The sequence below is a fragment of the Rhodococcus artemisiae genome (genome assembly GCF_036327795.1).
GTDB lineage: Bacteria > Actinomycetota > Actinomycetes > Mycobacteriales > Mycobacteriaceae > Rhodococcus > Rhodococcus artemisiae.
This window is the reverse complement of the sequence record NZ_JAUTXY010000002.1, coordinates 107,515-124,088: the sequence shown is the minus strand read 5'-3', so window position 1 is coordinate 124,088 and position 16,574 is coordinate 107,515. Positions and strand designations below refer to the sequence as shown.

Sequence of the window (16,574 nt, the reverse complement as noted above, 5' to 3'; positions counted from 1 at the left end):
CCGGCCTCCCGGATCTATTGTCCGAGCAGGCCGGCGGCGGCGGTGTAGGGATCGTTGCGTCCGTCGGCAACGGCAGCGGCGAGTGCGTCGAGGTCCGGATGGGTGCGCAACCGTGTGGTCGCGAGCGACAGGATCTGGGCACGGGCCCGTGCAGCACGGCGCTCCGGTGTATCGGCTCGCTGATGCACCTCGATGGCGTCGATCAGCTTGTCGATGCCCTCACCGGTCGACGCGATCAGCTTGAGGATCGTCATACCGGTTTCGACACGCAGGTCGCGTACCGTCGCATCGGCACCGTCCCGGTCCGCCTTGTTGACGACGAGAAGGTCGGCCACCTCGAGCAGACCGGCCTTCGCGGCCTGAACAGCATCTCCCGCACCGGGATTGAGAACAACCACGGTCGGGTCGGCGACCGCAGCGATCTCCACCTCCGACTGGCCGACCCCGACGGTTTCGAGCAGGATCACGTCATAGGACAGCGCACCGAGCAGTGCGATCGCTGCCGGCACCGCCGCAGCCAGACCACCGAGATGGCCCCGCGACGCCACCGACCGGATCAGCACGTCGGGATCGTTGACGTGCGCGGCCATCCGGATACGGTCGCCGAGCAGAGCTCCCCCGCTGTACGGCGAGGACGGGTCGACGGCGAGCACCGCGACACGGAAGCCCCGCGCGCGGTACCCGCCGGTGAGCACGCCGACCGTCGTCGACTTCCCGGCGCCAGGAGGCCCGGTGATCCCGACGACCCGTACCGGTGCTGTCTCGATCAGTCCGAGAACCTCGTCGCGGCGGTCGCCTTCGACCAGCGTCAGCAAGCGGCCCGTCGCGCGTAATGAGCCGCGACGAGCCGCTTCGACGAGTTCGGCGATGTTCACATCGAATCCGGAGTCGACGACACGTTCAGCAGAGCGGGTGTCACGGCGCCTGGACCTCGATCACCACCGCCGAGCCGATTCCTCCGCCCGCGCACATCGAGGCCACCCCGACTCCACCGCCGCGGCGACGCAGTTCGTGGACAAGGGTGGTGAGCATTCGCGCACCGGTCGCGGCGACAGGGTGTCCGAGCGAGCACCCGCTACCGTAGATGTTCACGCGATCCGCGTCGAGTTCGAGCATCTTGATCACTGCGACACACTGCGCCGCGAACGCCTCGTTGATCTCGAACAGGTCGACGTCGGCGATCGACATCCCGGCGCGGGCCAACGCCTTCGGGATCGCGTCCACAGGCGAGAGGCCGGTGAGGGCAGGATCGATGCCGGTGGACGCCCACGACTTGACGGTGGCCAGCGCGGGCAGACCCAGATTGCTGCTCGCGATCGTCAGGGCCGCCGCGGCGTCGTTGCCACCACTGGCGTTGCCCGCGGTGATGCTGAAGCCCTCGATCTCCGGGTGGAGAACCTTCAGCGACGCAAGCTTTTCCATGCTGGTGTCGCGACGCGGGTGCTCGTCGACCGAGAACAGGCCGTGCGGGGTTTCGATCGGGACGATCTCGTCGACGAACTTGCCGTCGTCGATGGCCTTGATCGCGACCTGGTGGGAGCGCAGGGCCCACGCGTCCATCTCTTCGCGCGACACACCTGCCTTCACCGCGGCGTTCCAGCCCACGGTGATGGACATGTCCTTGTTCGGAGCGTCCTCACGGTTGGGGTGGGTCGGCGACAGCCACGGCTCCCAGTTCTCACCGTTGCGCATGAGCGACTGCGGAGAGGTGGAGGCCGAGTTGACGCCACCGGCGATCACGAGCCGGTCCATGCCGGCCATGATGCTCGCCGACGCGTTCTGCACCGCGGCCAGGCTCGCGGCGCAGTGGCGGTTGACGGCCATTCCCGGAACGCTCGTCAGGCCGGCGGTGATCGCGGCGTGACGGGCGATCACGCCACCGCCGTACAGGCCCTCACCGAGGATCACGTCGTCGATGTCGGCGGTGTCGTGCCCCTTCGCCGCCGCGGCGACGATGTGGTCGGCGAGCTCGAAGGCGGTGGTGTCGCGGAGCGTTCCTTTACGGACCGTGCCGATGGGGGTCCGCAGAGCGGAAACGATGACGGCTTCAGGCATTTTGGTTCTCCAGTTCGGCGAGCAGGGTGCGGCGTAGTAGCTTTCCGGTTTCGGTCTTCGGGAGTTCGTGTCGGAAGACGATGGTGTCGGGGGTCTTCGACGAGCGGAGCCGGTCCTTGACCCACTGTCGCACTTCGTCCGGGTCGGCGTCGCCGACGAGAACGGCGACGATGCGCTGTCCCCATTCGGGATCGGACACACCGATCACGGCGGCCTCGGCGATCGCGGGGTGTGCCAGCAGGACGTCCTCGATCTCGGCGGGTGCGATGTTCTCGCCGCCGCGGATGATCGTGTCGTCGGAGCGACCCTCGACGTACACGTAGCCGTCGGCGTCGAGGTGCCCGAGGTCGCGGGTGGAGAACCAGCCGTCGGCGTCGAGCACGCTGCGACCGCCGTATTCGCCGGAGATCTGCTCACCGCGCACGAAGATCAGCCCGGTCTCGCCGGTCGCGACCGGCTCGTCGCTCTCCGTCCGGATCTCGATCTCGATGCCCGGCAGGGGCCGGCCGACCGAGCCGAGCCGGTCGCGCACGGCCGGGTCGTCGGAGGCGATCGCCTCGCGATGATCGTCGGGTCCGAGGACCGCCACCGAGGAGGCTGTTTCGGTGAGGCCGTACGCGTTGACGAATCCGGTGGTGGGGAAGGCACGCAGGGCGTGTTCGAGGACCGGCCGCGGCGTGCGGGACCCCCCGTAGGCGAGGGTCGCGAGTGTCGGGACGTTCGCGACTTCTCCTCCGAGGTGGGCGACGATCCGGGCCAGCATCGTCGGCACGAGCATCGCGTGGACGACTTCCTCTCGCCGCACGGTCTCGAGCCAGGTGGCCGGTTCGAACGCCGACAGGTACACGATCCTGCGGCCGCTGTAGAGATTGGAGATCAGGTTCGTCAGGCCCGCGATGTGATACGGCGGCACCGATACCAGCGAGGCATCGGTTTCCTCGGCGGACGCGAATTCCATCGTGTTGAGGACGTACGCGATCACATGCCGGTGACGCAGGACGGCGGGCTTGGGATCCGACGTCGTGCCGCTGGTGTAGATGATCGCAGCGATCGCGTCGCCGTCCCACTGCGGCTCGAGTTCGGCGGGTTCGGCATCGTCCGGAACATCGTCGATCAGCGCAACGAGATCGTCCTGACGCAGGATCGTCGCGCCGGGGTGGCGTTCGAGCAGCGCCGACAACTGCTGCTCGCCGAGCCGGTAGTTGAGGGGGACGAACGGCACGCCTGCGAGTGCCGCGCCGAACAGTGCCACCGGGTAGGCGAGGTGATTCGTTCCCAGGTAGAGCACCGCGGAGCTGTCGCGCACCCGCGCGGCGAGGCGGCGCGCGCACGTGTCGAGATCCGCGGCAGTCAGGGAGCGATCGCCAACGGTCGCAACTGCGCGTTCGCCGTTGTTTGCCACCATTTCTAGAATCATGCTTAGGTTCATGAGAACATTATTCTCGCAGCACGAGAGCTTTAGTTGCAAGAAGGGAAATCGGAATGCAGATCGCAGGTATCTCGGCCATCGTCGTCGGAGGCACCGGAGGCCTCGGGCAGGCCACCGTTCGCCGCCTCCATGAAGGCGGCGCCAAGGTTGTCGTCGCAGACGTCAACGACGAAGCAGGCAAGGCCCTCGAGGACGAGCTGGGCGTGCGCTACGTCAACACCGACGCCGGAAGCGAGGAGTCGGTGCTCGCGGCCATCGCCGAAGCCGAATCACTCGGTCCGCTGCGGGTGTCCGTGGACTGCCACGGTGGTCCCGCAGGTGGCGGCCGGCTCGTCGGCAAGGACGGCAGCCCGATGCCGCTCGAGGGCTTCACAAAGACCATCCAGTCGTACCTGACCTCGTCGTTCAACGTCCTGCGTCTGGCCGCGGCGGCAATCGCCAAGCAGGATCCGTTCAACGACGAGGGCTCGCGCGGCGTCATCGTCCAGACCGCGTCGATCGCAGGCGTCGAAGGCCAGATCGGTCAGCTCCCCTACTCGGCCGCGAAGGGTGGCATCCTCGGTATGACGCTCGTCGCCGCACGCGACCTGTCGCCGCTGGGTATCCGCGTCAATACCATCGCCCCCGGCACCATCCTGACCCCCGCCTACGGCAAGGCGGGCGATCAGCTCGAGGCGTACTGGGGCCCGCAGGTCCCTCACCCCAAGCGCATGGGCCGCCCGGTCGAATACGCGACGCTGGTGGCGTCGATCGTCGAGAACGACTACCTCAACGGCGAGACCATCCGTCTCGACGGTGCGCTGAGGTTCCCGCCGAAGTGACGCCCCTCGAGGGAAAGGTCGCGTTCGTCGCGGGTGCCAGCCGTGGGATCGGGGCTGCGATCGCCGTCGCCCTCGCTGATGCGGGGGCCGCGGTGGCCGTTGCCGCGCGGACCGAACAGGAAGGCAAGATCCCGGGCACCATCGGCGAGGTCGCCGAGCGGATCGATTCCATCGGCGGCAAGGCGATCCCGGTCCAGTGCAATGTCACCGACGAGGCTTCCGTCGACGCCGCCATCACCACGACGGTCGGCGAATTCGGGGGCCTGGACATCCTCGTCGCCAACGCGGGCGTCCTGTGGATGGGACCGATCGAGTCGACACCGCTCAAGCGATGGCAGCTGTGTCTCGACGTGAACTTGACCGGTGTGTTCAACGTGACGAAGGCCGCCATCCCGCATATCCGTGCGCGCGGCGGCGGGTCGATGATCGCGGTGACCACCACCGGCGTCACGATGATCGATCGTGGATCGAACGCCTACTGGGTGTCGAAGGCCGGTGCCGAGCGCCTCTACACCGGTCTCGCGTCCGACCTGTCGGCCGACAACATTGCGGTGAACTGCCTGTCGCCGTCCCGTGTCGTGCTCACCGAAGGGTGGCTGGCCGGCGGTGGCGGACAGAAGATTCCGCCGGAGGCCATCGAGCCGCCGGAAACGATGGGCGCCGCCGCCGTCCTGCTCGGGCAGCAGGACGCCTCGGGAATCACGGGCACGATCCAGCGCTCGGAAACGCTGATACCGCAGCAGTAACTCGTCGAACAAGGGCCGGTCATCCACGTGATGACCGGCCCTCGCCGTCACTGTCCGACTGCCGACACCGGTCAGTCCCCGAAACGTGCCACCAGGCGTCCGGTAACTTCGTTGCGACGAAGACGCTCCAGGCCCGCACCTATCTCGTCGAAGCCGATCTCGGTGTATTCGGGCTCGATTTCGCGGGCGAGCAGTAGCGCGTAGACCTTTTCGATGTCCTGCACCGTGCCACCCAGGGAGCCGACGAGAGTCCGGCCGAGCATCGTGGGAGTGTTCACGGTGAACGTCGACTTTCCGAGACCGACCTGGACAACGGTGCCACCGCGCTTGATCGCCTCGAGCGCCTTGTTCGTGGTGTCGAAGCCTGCGTAGTCGACCACGAGGTCGAATCCCTGGCCCGCCCATTCTCCGGCATCTCGCACAACGTCGACGGCCCCTGCCGCTCGGGCGAGATCCCACACGGAATCCTTCGTCTCGGCCACATGCACCTGCGCTCCCGCCAGCACTGCTGCGCGCGTGCCGAATTGGCCGAGACCGCCGTATCCGATGACGCCGACCTTCATCCCGGCCGCAGCGCCTCCCACTTCGATGATTGCGTGGTACGACGTCATGCCGGCATCGGTCGCGATCGCCGCCAGCGCAAGATCGAGCCCTTCCGGTACTCGCGCGAGATCTCGGGCGTCGGCGAGGAACTTGTCGGCGAATCCACCCGGGGTGAACATTCCGGCCGGTGGACGGGCACCGGATGTGCAGACTCCGACGACATCGCCGAGGTTCCATCCTTCGACGCCTGCGCCGAGTGCGCTGATGACTCCGGCGTTCTCGTGCCCTTGAGTCATCGGGAGGAACGGCATAGTCGCCTCACCGACCTGCATGTACATGATGTCGCTGTGACACAGCCCGGCGGCCTTGACGTCGATGACGACTTCCCCGGGGCCAGGTTGCGGTTCCGGAATGTCGTTCAACGAAATCGGTTTGCCGGTCCCCTCGAACTGCCACGCCTTCAATTTCCGTCCTTTCGTCGTGGGCCGACCCGAGGCTGTGTAGATGCCGCCCGGGTCCGCCGAGTCTGGGATCCGCGCGTCTGAGCGGATCGACGCGCCCGTTCTCGGTGACACCACATGTGAAGCCTTGCGGAATCATCGCGCACGCGATTATGGTTCTCCACACCTGGAATATGATTCTTGCAATGAAGACTACGCGACTGCACGGGCGCGCGTGATCGCAATCCGCCTCCACCGACACACGAGATGGCAGGACCATGACCGTTGACGACGCCGTATCCGACACCGACCGCAGGAAGCCGGTGTTTCAGTTCGACCGACACGCACCCGACTATCGCGGCAAGTTCCAGGACATCACCCAGGAATTGCAGTCCAAGTGCCCGTTTGCGTGGTCCGACACCCACGGTGGCCACTGGGTTGCTTCCGGCAGTGACGAAGTATTCGCCCTCGCCCGGAGCGCCGACATTTCGAATGATCACGACATCAAGGGAGTTCGCCGCGGGTACAAGGGGATCATGATCCCGTCCGTAGCCAGGGCATCCGGCGTCAGGGGCGGAATCCTCGAGATGGACGACCCCGAGCATCGCGAGTTCCGCGCGGTCCTCAATCCGTACCTGTCTCCCGCCGCAGTCAAGAAGTGGGTTCCCGTCATCGACGAGGTGATCCGCGCATGCCTCGACGAGAAAATCGAGACCGGTGAAATCGACTTCATCGACGATCTCGTGAATATCGTCCCAGCGGTGATCACGTTGGCGATGCTCGGCATCCCGATTGCCAAATGGAATGTGTACTGCGAACCGGTCCATGCGGCGATGTACACACCCCCGGACTCTCCCGACGTGGTCCGCGTCGCGGAACTACACCGACTCATGGGCTTGGATCTCCTCTCCAACCTTCGCGAGATCCGGGAGTCTCCGCGCCCCGGCATGGTCGACGCAATCGTCAAGGCCATCGTCAACGGCGAAGAGCCGGAGGAATCCGAGCAACTCGGCGTTCTCAGCCTGCTCATCGGCGGTGGCTTCGATACGACGACGGCCCTGACGTCCCACGCACTCGAGTGGTTGTCGCAGAATCCCGACCAGCGCGAGACCCTCAGCACCGAGCGGGACACACTGCTCGATTCGGCAACCGAGGAATTTCTCCGCTTCTTCTGCCCGTCCCCGGGCGACGGCCGTACCTTCTCCGCCGACACGGAAATCGACGGCGCAGAAGCGAAAGAAGGCGAGCGTGTGTGGCTTTCCTGGGCAATGGCCAACCGCGACCCCGCATTGTTCACCGACCCCGACACCGTCGACCTCGAGCGCAGGGGCAACCGGCACTTCAGTTTCGGCCTGGGGGTTCACCGCTGTATCGGATCCAACCTGGCGCGAACCGTGTTCAAGCGGATGCTGGTGGCGGTACTCGACCGGATGCCGGACTTCCACTGCGACCCGGAAGGCGCGGTTCACTACGATTCCATCGGTGTCATTCAGGGAATGCGACAGCTCCCGGCGACCTTCACTCCTGGCCCGCGTACCGGAGCCGGACTCGACGAGACTCTGGCCTCCCTTCAGCTCATGATCGACGAACGAGAACTTGCCGCTCCGGTAGCGGTGCAACAGTGAGGAATTCGATGAATATCGACGATATGGTGATGGTCAGCATCGACGATCATGTGGTCGAGCCGGCAGATCTGTTCGAGAAGCATTTCCCGAAGAGCCTCATGGACCAGGCTCCCAAACTCACCGCCAACCCCCGCAACCCCGAAGTTCAGGCATGGCAGTTCCAGGGCACCGTCGTCGGCAGCTCCGGCTTGAATGCAGTGGTTTCCTGGCCCAAAGAGGAATGGGGCATGGACCCCACCGGCTACGCCGAGATGCGGCCCGGCGTCTACGACATGAACCAACGCGTCCGCGACATGGACGCCAACGGCACCCTCGCCGCAACACTGTTCGCCACCTTCCCCGGCTTCGCCGGCACCCACCTCGCCACCCTGCCCGACAAGAAGCTCTCCCTCGCAGCGTTGAAGGCCTTCAACGACTGGGTCGTCGGCGAAGTGCCCGGCACCCACCCCGGACGCTTCATCCCACTCGGTATCATTCCCTTCTACGACGCCGACGAGTCCGTCAAGGAAATCCACCGGCTCGCCGCCATGGGCTGCCGCTCCATCTCCATCCCCGAAACCCCCTACGGCGTCGGAGACGGCTACCCCGACTTCAAATCCGGACACTGGGACCCGATCTTCAAGGCCTGCGTCGAGCACAACATCGTGGTGAGCCTGCACATCGGCGGCGGCATGGGCCTGGTCAAACGACCAGAGGCGTTCAACCTCGACGACATGTTGGTCCTGACCCCTCTGATCTCGACAATCGCCGCGACCGACATGATGCTCAGCGGCGCATTCCAGAAGTTCCCCGATCTCAAGGTCGCCATGAGCGAAGGCGGCGTCGGCTGGGTCGCGCCCTGGCTCGACCGCCTCGAACGCCACATCGTCAACCAGTCCTGGACCGGTGCGAGCTTCCTCCCGAAAGGCATGTCGCCCACCGACGTGTGGAAGAAGAACTTCCTCGCCTGCTACATCACCGAACCGAGCGGCCTGAACAACCGCGAACGCCTCGGAATCGACACCATCGCCTGGGAGTGCGATTACCCGCATTCGGACTCCACCTGGCCGCGGTCGCCGGAGGTGCTGATGGAGGAATTCGTCGCCGCCGAACTCACCGACGAGGAGATCGACAAGGTCACCTTCGAGAACGCCGCACGCTTCTTCGGTTGGGATCCGTTCGAGCACACACCGCGTGAGCAGGCCACGGTCGGTGCCCTGCGTGCCCGCGCGAAGGACGTGGACGTCAGCGAGACGTCCAAGGAGGAATACCGTCGGCGTTACGAACTCGCTCACTCGTAGACCGATACGACGGCGCTTCCGGACTCCGGGGAGTTCGGAAGCGCCGTCGTTCTGTCGGTAAGGTCAGGCCTTCAGGATCTTGCTCACGGCGGCACACTGTTCGTCGAAGAACTCCCGCGCGACACCGCTGCGCGAGGAGACGAGGTCGAAACCGTGGAAAGCCCCCGATACCGAATGGAATTCGCACGGCACCCCGGCTTCGACGAGACGGTCCGCATACTCACGATCCTCACGCGCGAACAGATCGTTGGATCCCACACCGATCCACGCCGGCGGGAGCCCCGCCAGGTCTGTTCGACGTCCCGGCGCCGCAATCGAGGCATCGGCGTCCCCGAGAAAACTCGCCCACCCGAAGCGGTTGCAGTCCTCGTCCCACAAACGCATGTGGTCGGGCCCGGAGACAGTCCGGTCGTCGAGCATCGGATAGACCAGGAGCTGGAACGCCGGCTTCGTAAGGTCGCTGCCGCGTATCGCGAACGCGAGCGCCGCGGCAAGACCCCCACCTGCACTGGCACCGCCGATCACGACCTTCGACGGGTCCACCTCGGGCCGGTGTACGAGCCACCGATAGGCCTGGAAGCAGTCCTCCACAGGGATCGGGTACGAGAACTCCGGCGCGAGCCGGTAATCGACCGATGCGACGACGGCACCGAGCCGATCGGCGAAACGCTGACACAGCGCATCGTCCTGCACGGCTCGGCCGAACACGTAACCACCGCCGTGGATCCATAGCAACGCCGGACGCGGTTCGTCGCCGACCGGTGTGCGCGGACGAAAATACCGCACCGCCACACCGGGTTCCAGGACGTGGACATCCGCGTCTCTACCCCTGATCGCCTTGGTGAGTCGGCGCAACACCGGGAGGGTCCTCGGTGTCACCGCGCGTCGCGGCGCCACCAGCGCCGCGACCCGCAGATCAGGATGAAAACTTGCCAGCGACCTCATACGGCCGAGCATGCTTGCCGTCAGCTCTTGCCGGCGGTCAGGCGCGCGATGTTGGCCTGGAAGTCATCACTCTGAAACGTCATTTCCTCTGCCGACAGCGCGAAGTCGATGGCGGCGAGCACCGTACGCTCGAGCTGGATGTTGATCAGGCGCTTCGTCGCCTCGATCGCCTTCTGCGGCTGATCCAGGATGTTCTTGGCCGCCGCGAGTGCCTCGCTGAGCGGATCTTCGACCACGTGATTGGCCAGCCCCAATTCCAACGCTCGCCGCGCGGGTATCCGCTGGCCGGTGAAGGCGAACTCCTTCGCCTGCAACAGACTGATCTGCAGCGGCCAGGTGAGCGCACCGCCGTCGGCGGCGACAAGACCGACCTGCACGTGCGGGTCGGCGAGGTACGTCTTCTCACCCATGTAGACCATGTCGCTGAGCGCCACGATGCTGCAGCCGAGCCCCACTGCGGGTCCGTTCACGGCGGCGATCACGGGGATTCGGCACCGGGTCATCCCGAGCACGAGTTCACGCCCGTCGGAGATCGACTTCGCGCGCAGGTCCCGATCTTTCGCGAGTTCCTGGAGATAGGTGAAGTCGCCGCCGGCCGAGAAGGCCCTGCCGGCACCCGTGATCACCGCGACACGCGCATCGCGGTCCGCACTGAGGCGCGTCCACAGTCGCGAGAGGCCCTCGTGCAGTGCATCGTTGACCGCATTGAGATCGTCGGGGCGGTTGAGGGTGATGATCCGCAGCGGGCCGTCGGCCTGAACGTCGATTTCGTCGGGCATGTCGTACATGTCAGACCCCCAATCCGAGGATTCGTGAAGCGATGATGTTCTTCTGGATCTGCGATGTACCGCCCATCACCGACTGCGCGCGGCTGTACATGTACGAGCCGAGCAGTTCGGTGTCGCGGGTGCCGGCCACCGCCAGCGCGGCGTGTCCGACCGATTGATCCACCCAGGTCATGAGCAACTTGTCGAGCGAGCCCTCCGACCCGTGGTTCACGCCGTCGAGCTGTTCCGACAGCCGGCGGCGCACGTGCAGACGCAGCATCTCCGACTGCACCGCGGCCCACGCGAGATCTTCCGGCGGTCTGCCTTCTGTGCGGGCGGCAAGCTGGCGGACGAGTTTGCCGTAGCGGGCTGCGAATCCGAGTGTGGAGGGCTCTCGTTCGTGGCCGACCACCGTCATCGCGATACGCCAGCCGTCGCCGGGCTTGCCGACCATCTGATCCGCAGAGACCCTCGCACCGTCGAACAGGACCTGACCGAATTCTTTGGTGACACCACTGATCATCTTCAATGGCCGCTGCTCGATGCCCGGCTGCTTCATCGGGACGATGAACGCCGAGATACCGCGGTGCCGCGGCGCATCCGGATCGGTGCGCGCGAGCAACAGGCACCAGTCGGCGACGTCGGAGTAGCTCGTCCAGATCTTGTGCCCGTGGATGACGTATTCGTCGCCGTCGCGGGTCGCGGTGGTGGTCAGCGACGCGAGGTCGGAGCCGGCGCCGGGTTCACTGAATCCCTGGCACCACCGCTGCGTGCCGTTGATCATCCCGGGCAGGAACCGCTGCTGCAGTTCCTTGCTTCCGTGATGCCCGAGACCCACCACGAGGTAACCGAGGCTGGGCCGCGGCGGCGCCCCGGCGATTGCGAGTTCCTCGTCGAGGATCACGTCGAAGACCGGCGGGAGTTCCTGGCCGCCGTACTCCTTGGGCCAGGACAATCCGAAGAATCCCGCCCCGTACAGGGCCTGGTGCCATTCTCCCTGCTTCGCCCAGTACTCGTCGCCCGATGTGGGGAACTTGCCTGCTATCTCTGCGAGCCAGGTGCGCAGCCGCGTGCGGAACGCGGCTTCTTCCGGCGAGTCACGAAAGTCCAAGGTCGATCTCCTCCAGGCTCACGGGGAACAGTTCGGTGGACGTCAGCGCCCGCCGAAGGTAGACATGTTCGATGCATTCCCAGGTGTTTCCGATGCCGCCGTGCACCTGGATGGCGGTCTCGCACACGGTGCGTGCGGCACGGGCGCAATAGACCTTCGCGATCCGCGCGGCGCGCACGGCCTCCGCGGGTGTCAGCTCGTCGACGGCCCACGCCGCGTGCCGCAGCACGCTGATGGATCCTTCGATGAGCGCTTCGCTCTCGGCGAGCAGGTGCGCGACGGCCTGGTACGAGCCGATCGTGTTGCCGTACTGCTCGCGGATCTTGGCGTAGTCGACCGCGGCCGCCTGGGCACCACGCGAGGTTCCCACGAGGTCCGCGCACGTGGCGACCAACGCCAGCGCATATCCTCGCTCGATCTGTTCGGACGACAGGTCGCCGAGCTGTTCGTACGGTTCGACCAACGTCGCGAATGCGCGGGTGAAGTCGGCGCCCTCGGCGGGGCCGCCGATCTCGGCCGAGAGAATACTGTTGTCGCGCACCACGAGTGCGCGCGTGAGTCCCGCCACGTCGAACGCGTCGTCGCCGACGGCGATCGCCCAGGTCTGCTGTTCGTCGGACAGGTGTCGTCGCAGGTCGTCGGCGAGGATCGGCCCGAGGAACGGAACATCCACGAGTCCTCTGCCGAATTCTTCGGCAACGATGGCAACCTCGACGCCGGAGGCGCCGTCGGAACGCAGTTCGCGCCAGCCGGCCGCGGCGACCGTCTTCTCCAGCCGCGCGACACGTGTCGCGTCGTCGAGGTCCTGAACCGAACCCGGCCCCAGGTCGTCGGCGAGTTTTGCGGCTGCGTCGCGCAATTGCTGCTGTTCATTGGTCAGACGTACGTCCATGGCGCTCCTCGAGTATTCGGCGCAACACCTTGCCGGAGGGCAGGCGCGGGATTTCGGGCACGAAGACCACTCGGCTCGGACGCTTGTACGAGGCGAGGGTGTTCCCGACGAGGTCGATGATCTCGTCGGCTTCGATCGGTGCGGTGGTCGTGACCGCAGCGACGACGGCTTCCCCGGTGTAAGGGTCGTCGACGCCGAACACCGCACAATCGGCGATGTCGGGGTGGGAGAACAGCACGGTTTCGATCTCGGCAGGCGCCACCTGGAAGCCGTTGACCTTGATCATGTCCTTGGATCTGTCGGTGATGCGCACCCAGCCGTCGGCGTCGACACTGCCGACGTCGCCGGTGCGGTACCAGCCGTCGACGAATGCGTCTGCGGTCGTGTCGCTGGGCAGGTATCCGGCCATCATGGACGCGGAGCGCACCTGGATCTCCCCCGTGTGGTCCGGTGCGAGTGTCTCGCCCGTCTCGAGCGACACGACGCGCATCTCTACACCCGGTACCGCACGCCCCACCCTGTCCAGGCGCGCACCGTCGATCGGGCTGCAGGCGATCACGGGAATTTCACTCGCACCGTATGCGGGGACCCACGGCACGCCGGTGCGGTGAGTGACCGTCTCGGCGACGCTCGGTGTGACGGGCGTGGCGCCCCACATGATGTAGCGCAGCGACGACAGGTCGAAGGATTCGAGTTCCGGGTGTGACGCCATGGCCAGGGCGATCGGTGCGACCGCCATCTCGACGGTGATGCGGTCGCTCTCGATGTGGCGCAGCATCGCGTCGAGATCGAAACGCCGATGCAGCCGCAGCCAGGCGCCGGCGTCGAGTGCGGTTGCGATGTTGAGCAGGCCGAGGATGTGCGACGGGGGCGTGACGATCTGGATGCGATCGCTCGCGGTGAGTTTCAGGGCGTCGCGCCAGTGCACGACTGCGGCGGCAAACGACGCGTGGGTGTGCCGGACCGCTTTCGGAAGACCTGTGGTGCCGGAACTGAAGACCAGCACGGCGTCGGCATCCGGTCCTGCCGGCGTGGGCGGCCGGAATCCTTCCTCGATCTGATCGTCGAGGCAGAGGGTGGGCATCAGGTCGGCCAGTATCGAGTTGTCGCCGACAGCATGGGTCGCGGCGCTGACGTCGAGCGCGTGCGCGACTTCAGCGCGTTTCCATGCCGGACTGATCAGGACGACGACTGCACCTACCTGCCAGATGGCCAGCACGGCGATGACGAACTCGGGCCGGTTCGACGACATGAGGGCCACACGGTCGCCGGGTGTGACACCGCGACGCTCGAGGGACGCAGCCATACCGGCAGCAAGCGCTTCGAGTTGCGCGCGGCTGTATTCCTGCTGGTCGAAGGCCAGCACGGTGCGGTCGGCCATGTCCTCGTTCCTTACGATCCCGTCTCATCCTGGGAAGAACTCCATCGCGAGCTTTCGCTCTCACTGGCGAGAATAGTACTCTCCTAGTAGCAGAATATCGATACCAGGAGGAGACGGTCCATGGCGAGACCACCTTTGTTCCAGCGCGCGACCGTTACCCGAATCGTGAAAGAGACCGACGACGCCCGCACCTACGTGCTCGTTCCCGAGGATGGGCCGTTCACCTACCAGGCAGGACAGTTCTGCACCTTCAAGGTCGACGTCGACGGCACCTCCCTCTACCGGTCGTACTCGATGTCGAGTGCCCCCGAGACCGACACCGAGATGATGACCACCATCAAGAGAGTCCCCGGAGGCAAGGTCTCCAACTGGCTGCACGACAACCTGGCCGAAGGCGATCAGGTGGAGATCACCCGCCCCGCAGGCACCTTCCTGCTGCGCCAGGGTGAGGGGCCCGTCATCGGCTTCGCGGGCGGCAGCGGCATCACCCCACTTCTGTCCATCGCGAAGAGCACTCTCGCCACCACCGATCGGGACGTCCGTCTGCTCATCGCAGACCGCGACCGCAACGCAGCGATCTTCGACGCCGTGACCGACGAACTCGTCGAGAAGTACGCCGGACGCCTCACCGTGGTTCGCCACTTCGACGACGACCTGGGCCTGCTCACTCCCGCGGGTGCGTTGGAGTTCATCGGCGCCGACACCGCGTCCGACGCATACCTGTGCGGCCCCGAGGCATTCATGGACATGATCGAGTCCGCCCTCACCGGCCCCGGCACGGTATACAGCGAACGCTTCGGCGCCGCTGCGGAACCCGTGAAGGCTGCCGACGCGGAGACCCCGGCCGCGGCTGCCGACATCGGGGCCCCGGCCGCAGCCGCGCCGATCGAGGGCACGGTATCGATCCGGCTGGGCGGCCAGCGCGTGTCGGTGCCGCTGAATCCGGGAGAGACCCTGCTCGAAAGCGCACGTCGCGCGGGATTGGCACCCCCGTTCTCGTGCGAGGCCGGCAACTGCGCGACCTGCATCGCGAAGATCACCGACGGCAGCGCCACCATGCGTGTCAACGACGCACTCAGCGACGACGAGATCGCCGACGGCTACACCCTCACCTGCCAGGCCGTACCGGACTGCTCCATCAAGGTGCGGTACGAATAGACCCTCCGGCATGTCGCGACCGACGACTCCGATCAGACATCCCTGGATCTCAGCTGTCAAGCAGCGAGGGTGTGCTGACGATGCGACCACGCGGTCGCCTGGTCATAGTGCGTGTGGGTCTTGAGGCAGCCGTGGAGGATGCCGACGAGCCGGTTGCCGACCTGCCGCAGAGCGGCATTGTGGCTGACGTCGCGGGCGCGAAGCTGGTCGTAATAGGCACGGACCTGCTCATCGTGCAGGAGCGCGCAGGAAGCCTGCATGTGCAGGGCATCGACGAGCCGATCGTTATGTATATGCCGGGCGGAGACCACTCGCGTTTTGCCGGACTGCCTGGTGATCGGACTGGTCCCGGCGTAATTCTTGCGCGCCTTCGCGCTGGTATAACGGCCCGGGGCGTCCCCGAACTCGGCAAGCACCCGGGCACCGAGAACGACGCCGAGACCGGGCTGGCTGAGCAGGATCTCAGCATCCGGGTGCTCACCAAAATGCGCCGACACGTCCTTCTCGAGGTTCGCGATCTCGGAGTTCAGCGTCGTCAGGATCGCCACGAGTGACCGGACCGTCGCCGCATACGCCGTGGTCACAGGAGCGGGCTGGCCGAGGTGTTCGGCGCGCAGTACCTGCTGGAGCGCCGCCGCTTTGGTCTCGATGTCACGGCGGCTCTTCAACGCGGCGGTGATCTGCCGGAGGGTGAGCGCGGCGGCCATATCCGGGGTCGGGGCCTTGGCCAGCAGGGTCAACACTGGGGTGGAGGTGAGCCCGAGCGGCGTGTAGGCCTCGAGCGCGGCGGGGAAGTAGTCCCGCAACGCTACCCGCAACCGCAACAGGTGGCGAGTGCGTTCCCAGATCAGCGTCTGGTGAGCGCGGGTGACTACCTTGACCGCCTCCACGACCTCGGAGTCCGCGGCAACCTCACGAAGTTGATGTCGGCGGGTGCGGAGCATATCGGCGAGGGCGTGCGCGTCTCCCTTGTCGCTCTTGGCTCCGGAGTTTCCGAGGATTTCCCGGTGCCGCGCAGCCTGTTTCGGGTCGACACCGAACACGGTGTAGCCGGCCGCCAGCAGGGCCTGCACCCAGGGTCCGCGGTCGGTCTCGATGCACACCAGCACGTCGGAGAACTCGGTGTCATCGTCGGCGAACCGTCCGACGAGTTCCCCGAATCCGCGGATCCCCGCCATTCCTTCCGGCAGTCGTTCGCGCCGCAGGACCCGGCCGTGTTCGTCCTGGACCTCCACGTCGTGGTGGTCTTCGGCCCAGTCGTCTCCGATGTACAACAACCTGCACCTCCTGGATCGTCGAGCGTCGGCGGCAGCCTGCAGGAAGTCGGTTCGCGGACTAATGGTCGAGTGCTCACGACCTCGGCCGGGCACGACATCCCATC

The 16,574-nt window shown here is 66.0% G+C and carries 15 protein-coding genes; 5 read left to right on the top strand and 10 right to left on the bottom strand.

What is annotated here, in order from left to right; translation table 11 throughout:
• Nucleotides 1-14 precede the first annotated feature (14 nt).
• The 3 genes from meaB to Q7514_RS04820 are packed head-to-tail and all read right to left on the bottom strand — an operon-like array spanning nucleotide 15 to nucleotide 3,484.
• Nucleotides 15-875, bottom strand: a complete 861-nt coding sequence (gene meaB / locus Q7514_RS04830) for a methylmalonyl Co-A mutase-associated GTPase MeaB (protein WP_330132125.1) — start codon at nucleotides 873-875, stop codon at nucleotides 15-17.
• Between the two features lie 40 nt (nucleotides 876-915).
• The gene (locus tag Q7514_RS04825; RefSeq protein WP_330132124.1) at nucleotides 916-2,055 is read right to left on the bottom strand and encodes a thiolase family protein; all 1,140 of its coding nucleotides are present in this window, start codon (nucleotides 2,053-2,055) and stop codon (nucleotides 916-918) included.
• Nucleotides 2,048-3,484 (bottom strand): class I adenylate-forming enzyme family protein, encoded by a 1,437-nt coding sequence (locus Q7514_RS04820; RefSeq protein ID WP_330132123.1) that lies wholly within the window; start codon nucleotides 3,482-3,484, stop codon nucleotides 2,048-2,050. The genes Q7514_RS04825 and Q7514_RS04820 overlap by 8 nt, the downstream gene beginning before the upstream one ends.
• A gap of 53 nt (nucleotides 3,485-3,537) precedes the next feature.
• Here Q7514_RS04820 and Q7514_RS04815 point away from each other — a divergent pair, with 53 nt between their 5' ends.
• Both Q7514_RS04815 and Q7514_RS04810 read left to right on the top strand, forming a co-directional pair.
• Nucleotides 3,538-4,305, top strand: a complete 768-nt coding sequence (locus Q7514_RS04815) for an SDR family oxidoreductase (protein ID WP_330132122.1) — start codon at nucleotides 3,538-3,540, stop codon at nucleotides 4,303-4,305.
• Nucleotides 4,302-5,051 (top strand): SDR family NAD(P)-dependent oxidoreductase, encoded by a 750-nt coding sequence (locus tag Q7514_RS04810; RefSeq protein WP_330132121.1) that lies wholly within the window; start codon nucleotides 4,302-4,304, stop codon nucleotides 5,049-5,051. The genes Q7514_RS04815 and Q7514_RS04810 overlap by 4 nt, the downstream gene beginning before the upstream one ends.
• Nucleotides 5,052-5,122: 71 nt before the next feature.
• On the opposite strand, the gene Q7514_RS04805 is transcribed toward Q7514_RS04810, so the two are convergent.
• Nucleotides 5,123-6,058, bottom strand: a complete 936-nt coding sequence (locus Q7514_RS04805) for a zinc-binding dehydrogenase (RefSeq protein ID WP_330132120.1) — start codon at nucleotides 6,056-6,058, stop codon at nucleotides 5,123-5,125.
• Between the two features lie 254 nt (nucleotides 6,059-6,312).
• On the opposite strand from Q7514_RS04805, the gene Q7514_RS04800 reads away from it, so the two are divergent.
• Nucleotides 6,313-7,659, top strand: a complete 1,347-nt coding sequence (locus tag Q7514_RS04800; RefSeq protein ID WP_330132119.1) for a cytochrome P450 — start codon at nucleotides 6,313-6,315, stop codon at nucleotides 7,657-7,659.
• Nucleotides 7,660-7,667: 8 nt separating this feature from the next.
• Nucleotides 7,668-8,939, top strand: a complete 1,272-nt coding sequence (locus Q7514_RS04795) for an amidohydrolase family protein (RefSeq protein WP_330132118.1) — start codon at nucleotides 7,668-7,670, stop codon at nucleotides 8,937-8,939.
• Between the two features lie 63 nt (nucleotides 8,940-9,002).
• On the opposite strand, the gene Q7514_RS04790 is transcribed toward Q7514_RS04795, so the two are convergent.
• The 5 genes from Q7514_RS04790 to Q7514_RS04770 are packed head-to-tail and all read right to left on the bottom strand — an operon-like array spanning nucleotide 9,003 to nucleotide 14,035.
• Entirely contained in the window at nucleotides 9,003-9,884 is an 882-nt protein-coding gene (locus tag Q7514_RS04790; RefSeq protein ID WP_330132117.1) for an alpha/beta hydrolase, read from the bottom strand.
• A 20-nt stretch (nucleotides 9,885-9,904) separates the two neighbouring features.
• Nucleotides 9,905-10,672: an enoyl-CoA hydratase/isomerase family protein gene (locus Q7514_RS04785; RefSeq protein ID WP_330132116.1), complete on the bottom strand. Its 768-nt coding sequence runs from the start codon at nucleotides 10,670-10,672 to the stop codon at nucleotides 9,905-9,907.
• 1 nt (nucleotide 10,673) lies between these two features.
• Entirely contained in the window at nucleotides 10,674-11,762 is a 1,089-nt protein-coding gene (locus Q7514_RS04780) for an acyl-CoA dehydrogenase family protein (protein ID WP_330132115.1), read from the bottom strand.
• A complete protein-coding gene (locus Q7514_RS04775) occupies nucleotides 11,749-12,654 on the bottom strand; it encodes an acyl-CoA dehydrogenase (protein WP_330132114.1) in 906 nt (301 codons plus the stop codon). Before Q7514_RS04775 ends, Q7514_RS04780 begins: the two co-directional genes overlap by 14 nt.
• Entirely contained in the window at nucleotides 12,632-14,035 is a 1,404-nt protein-coding gene (locus Q7514_RS04770) for a class I adenylate-forming enzyme family protein (RefSeq protein WP_330132113.1), read from the bottom strand. The genes Q7514_RS04775 and Q7514_RS04770 overlap by 23 nt, the downstream gene beginning before the upstream one ends.
• 120 nt (nucleotides 14,036-14,155) lie before the next feature.
• On the opposite strand from Q7514_RS04770, the gene Q7514_RS04765 reads away from it, so the two are divergent.
• Nucleotides 14,156-15,193 carry a ferredoxin--NADP reductase gene (locus Q7514_RS04765; protein ID WP_330132112.1) on the top strand — a complete coding sequence of 346 codons (1,038 nt, stop codon included), beginning with the start codon at nucleotides 14,156-14,158 and terminating at the stop codon, nucleotides 15,191-15,193.
• 56 nt (nucleotides 15,194-15,249) lie between these two features.
• On the opposite strand, the gene Q7514_RS04760 is transcribed toward Q7514_RS04765, so the two are convergent.
• Nucleotides 15,250-16,470, bottom strand: coding sequence for an IS110 family RNA-guided transposase (locus tag Q7514_RS04760; RefSeq protein WP_330132111.1), 1,221 nt, complete (start codon nucleotides 16,468-16,470; stop codon nucleotides 15,250-15,252).
• Nucleotides 16,471-16,574: the final 104 nt, after the last annotated feature.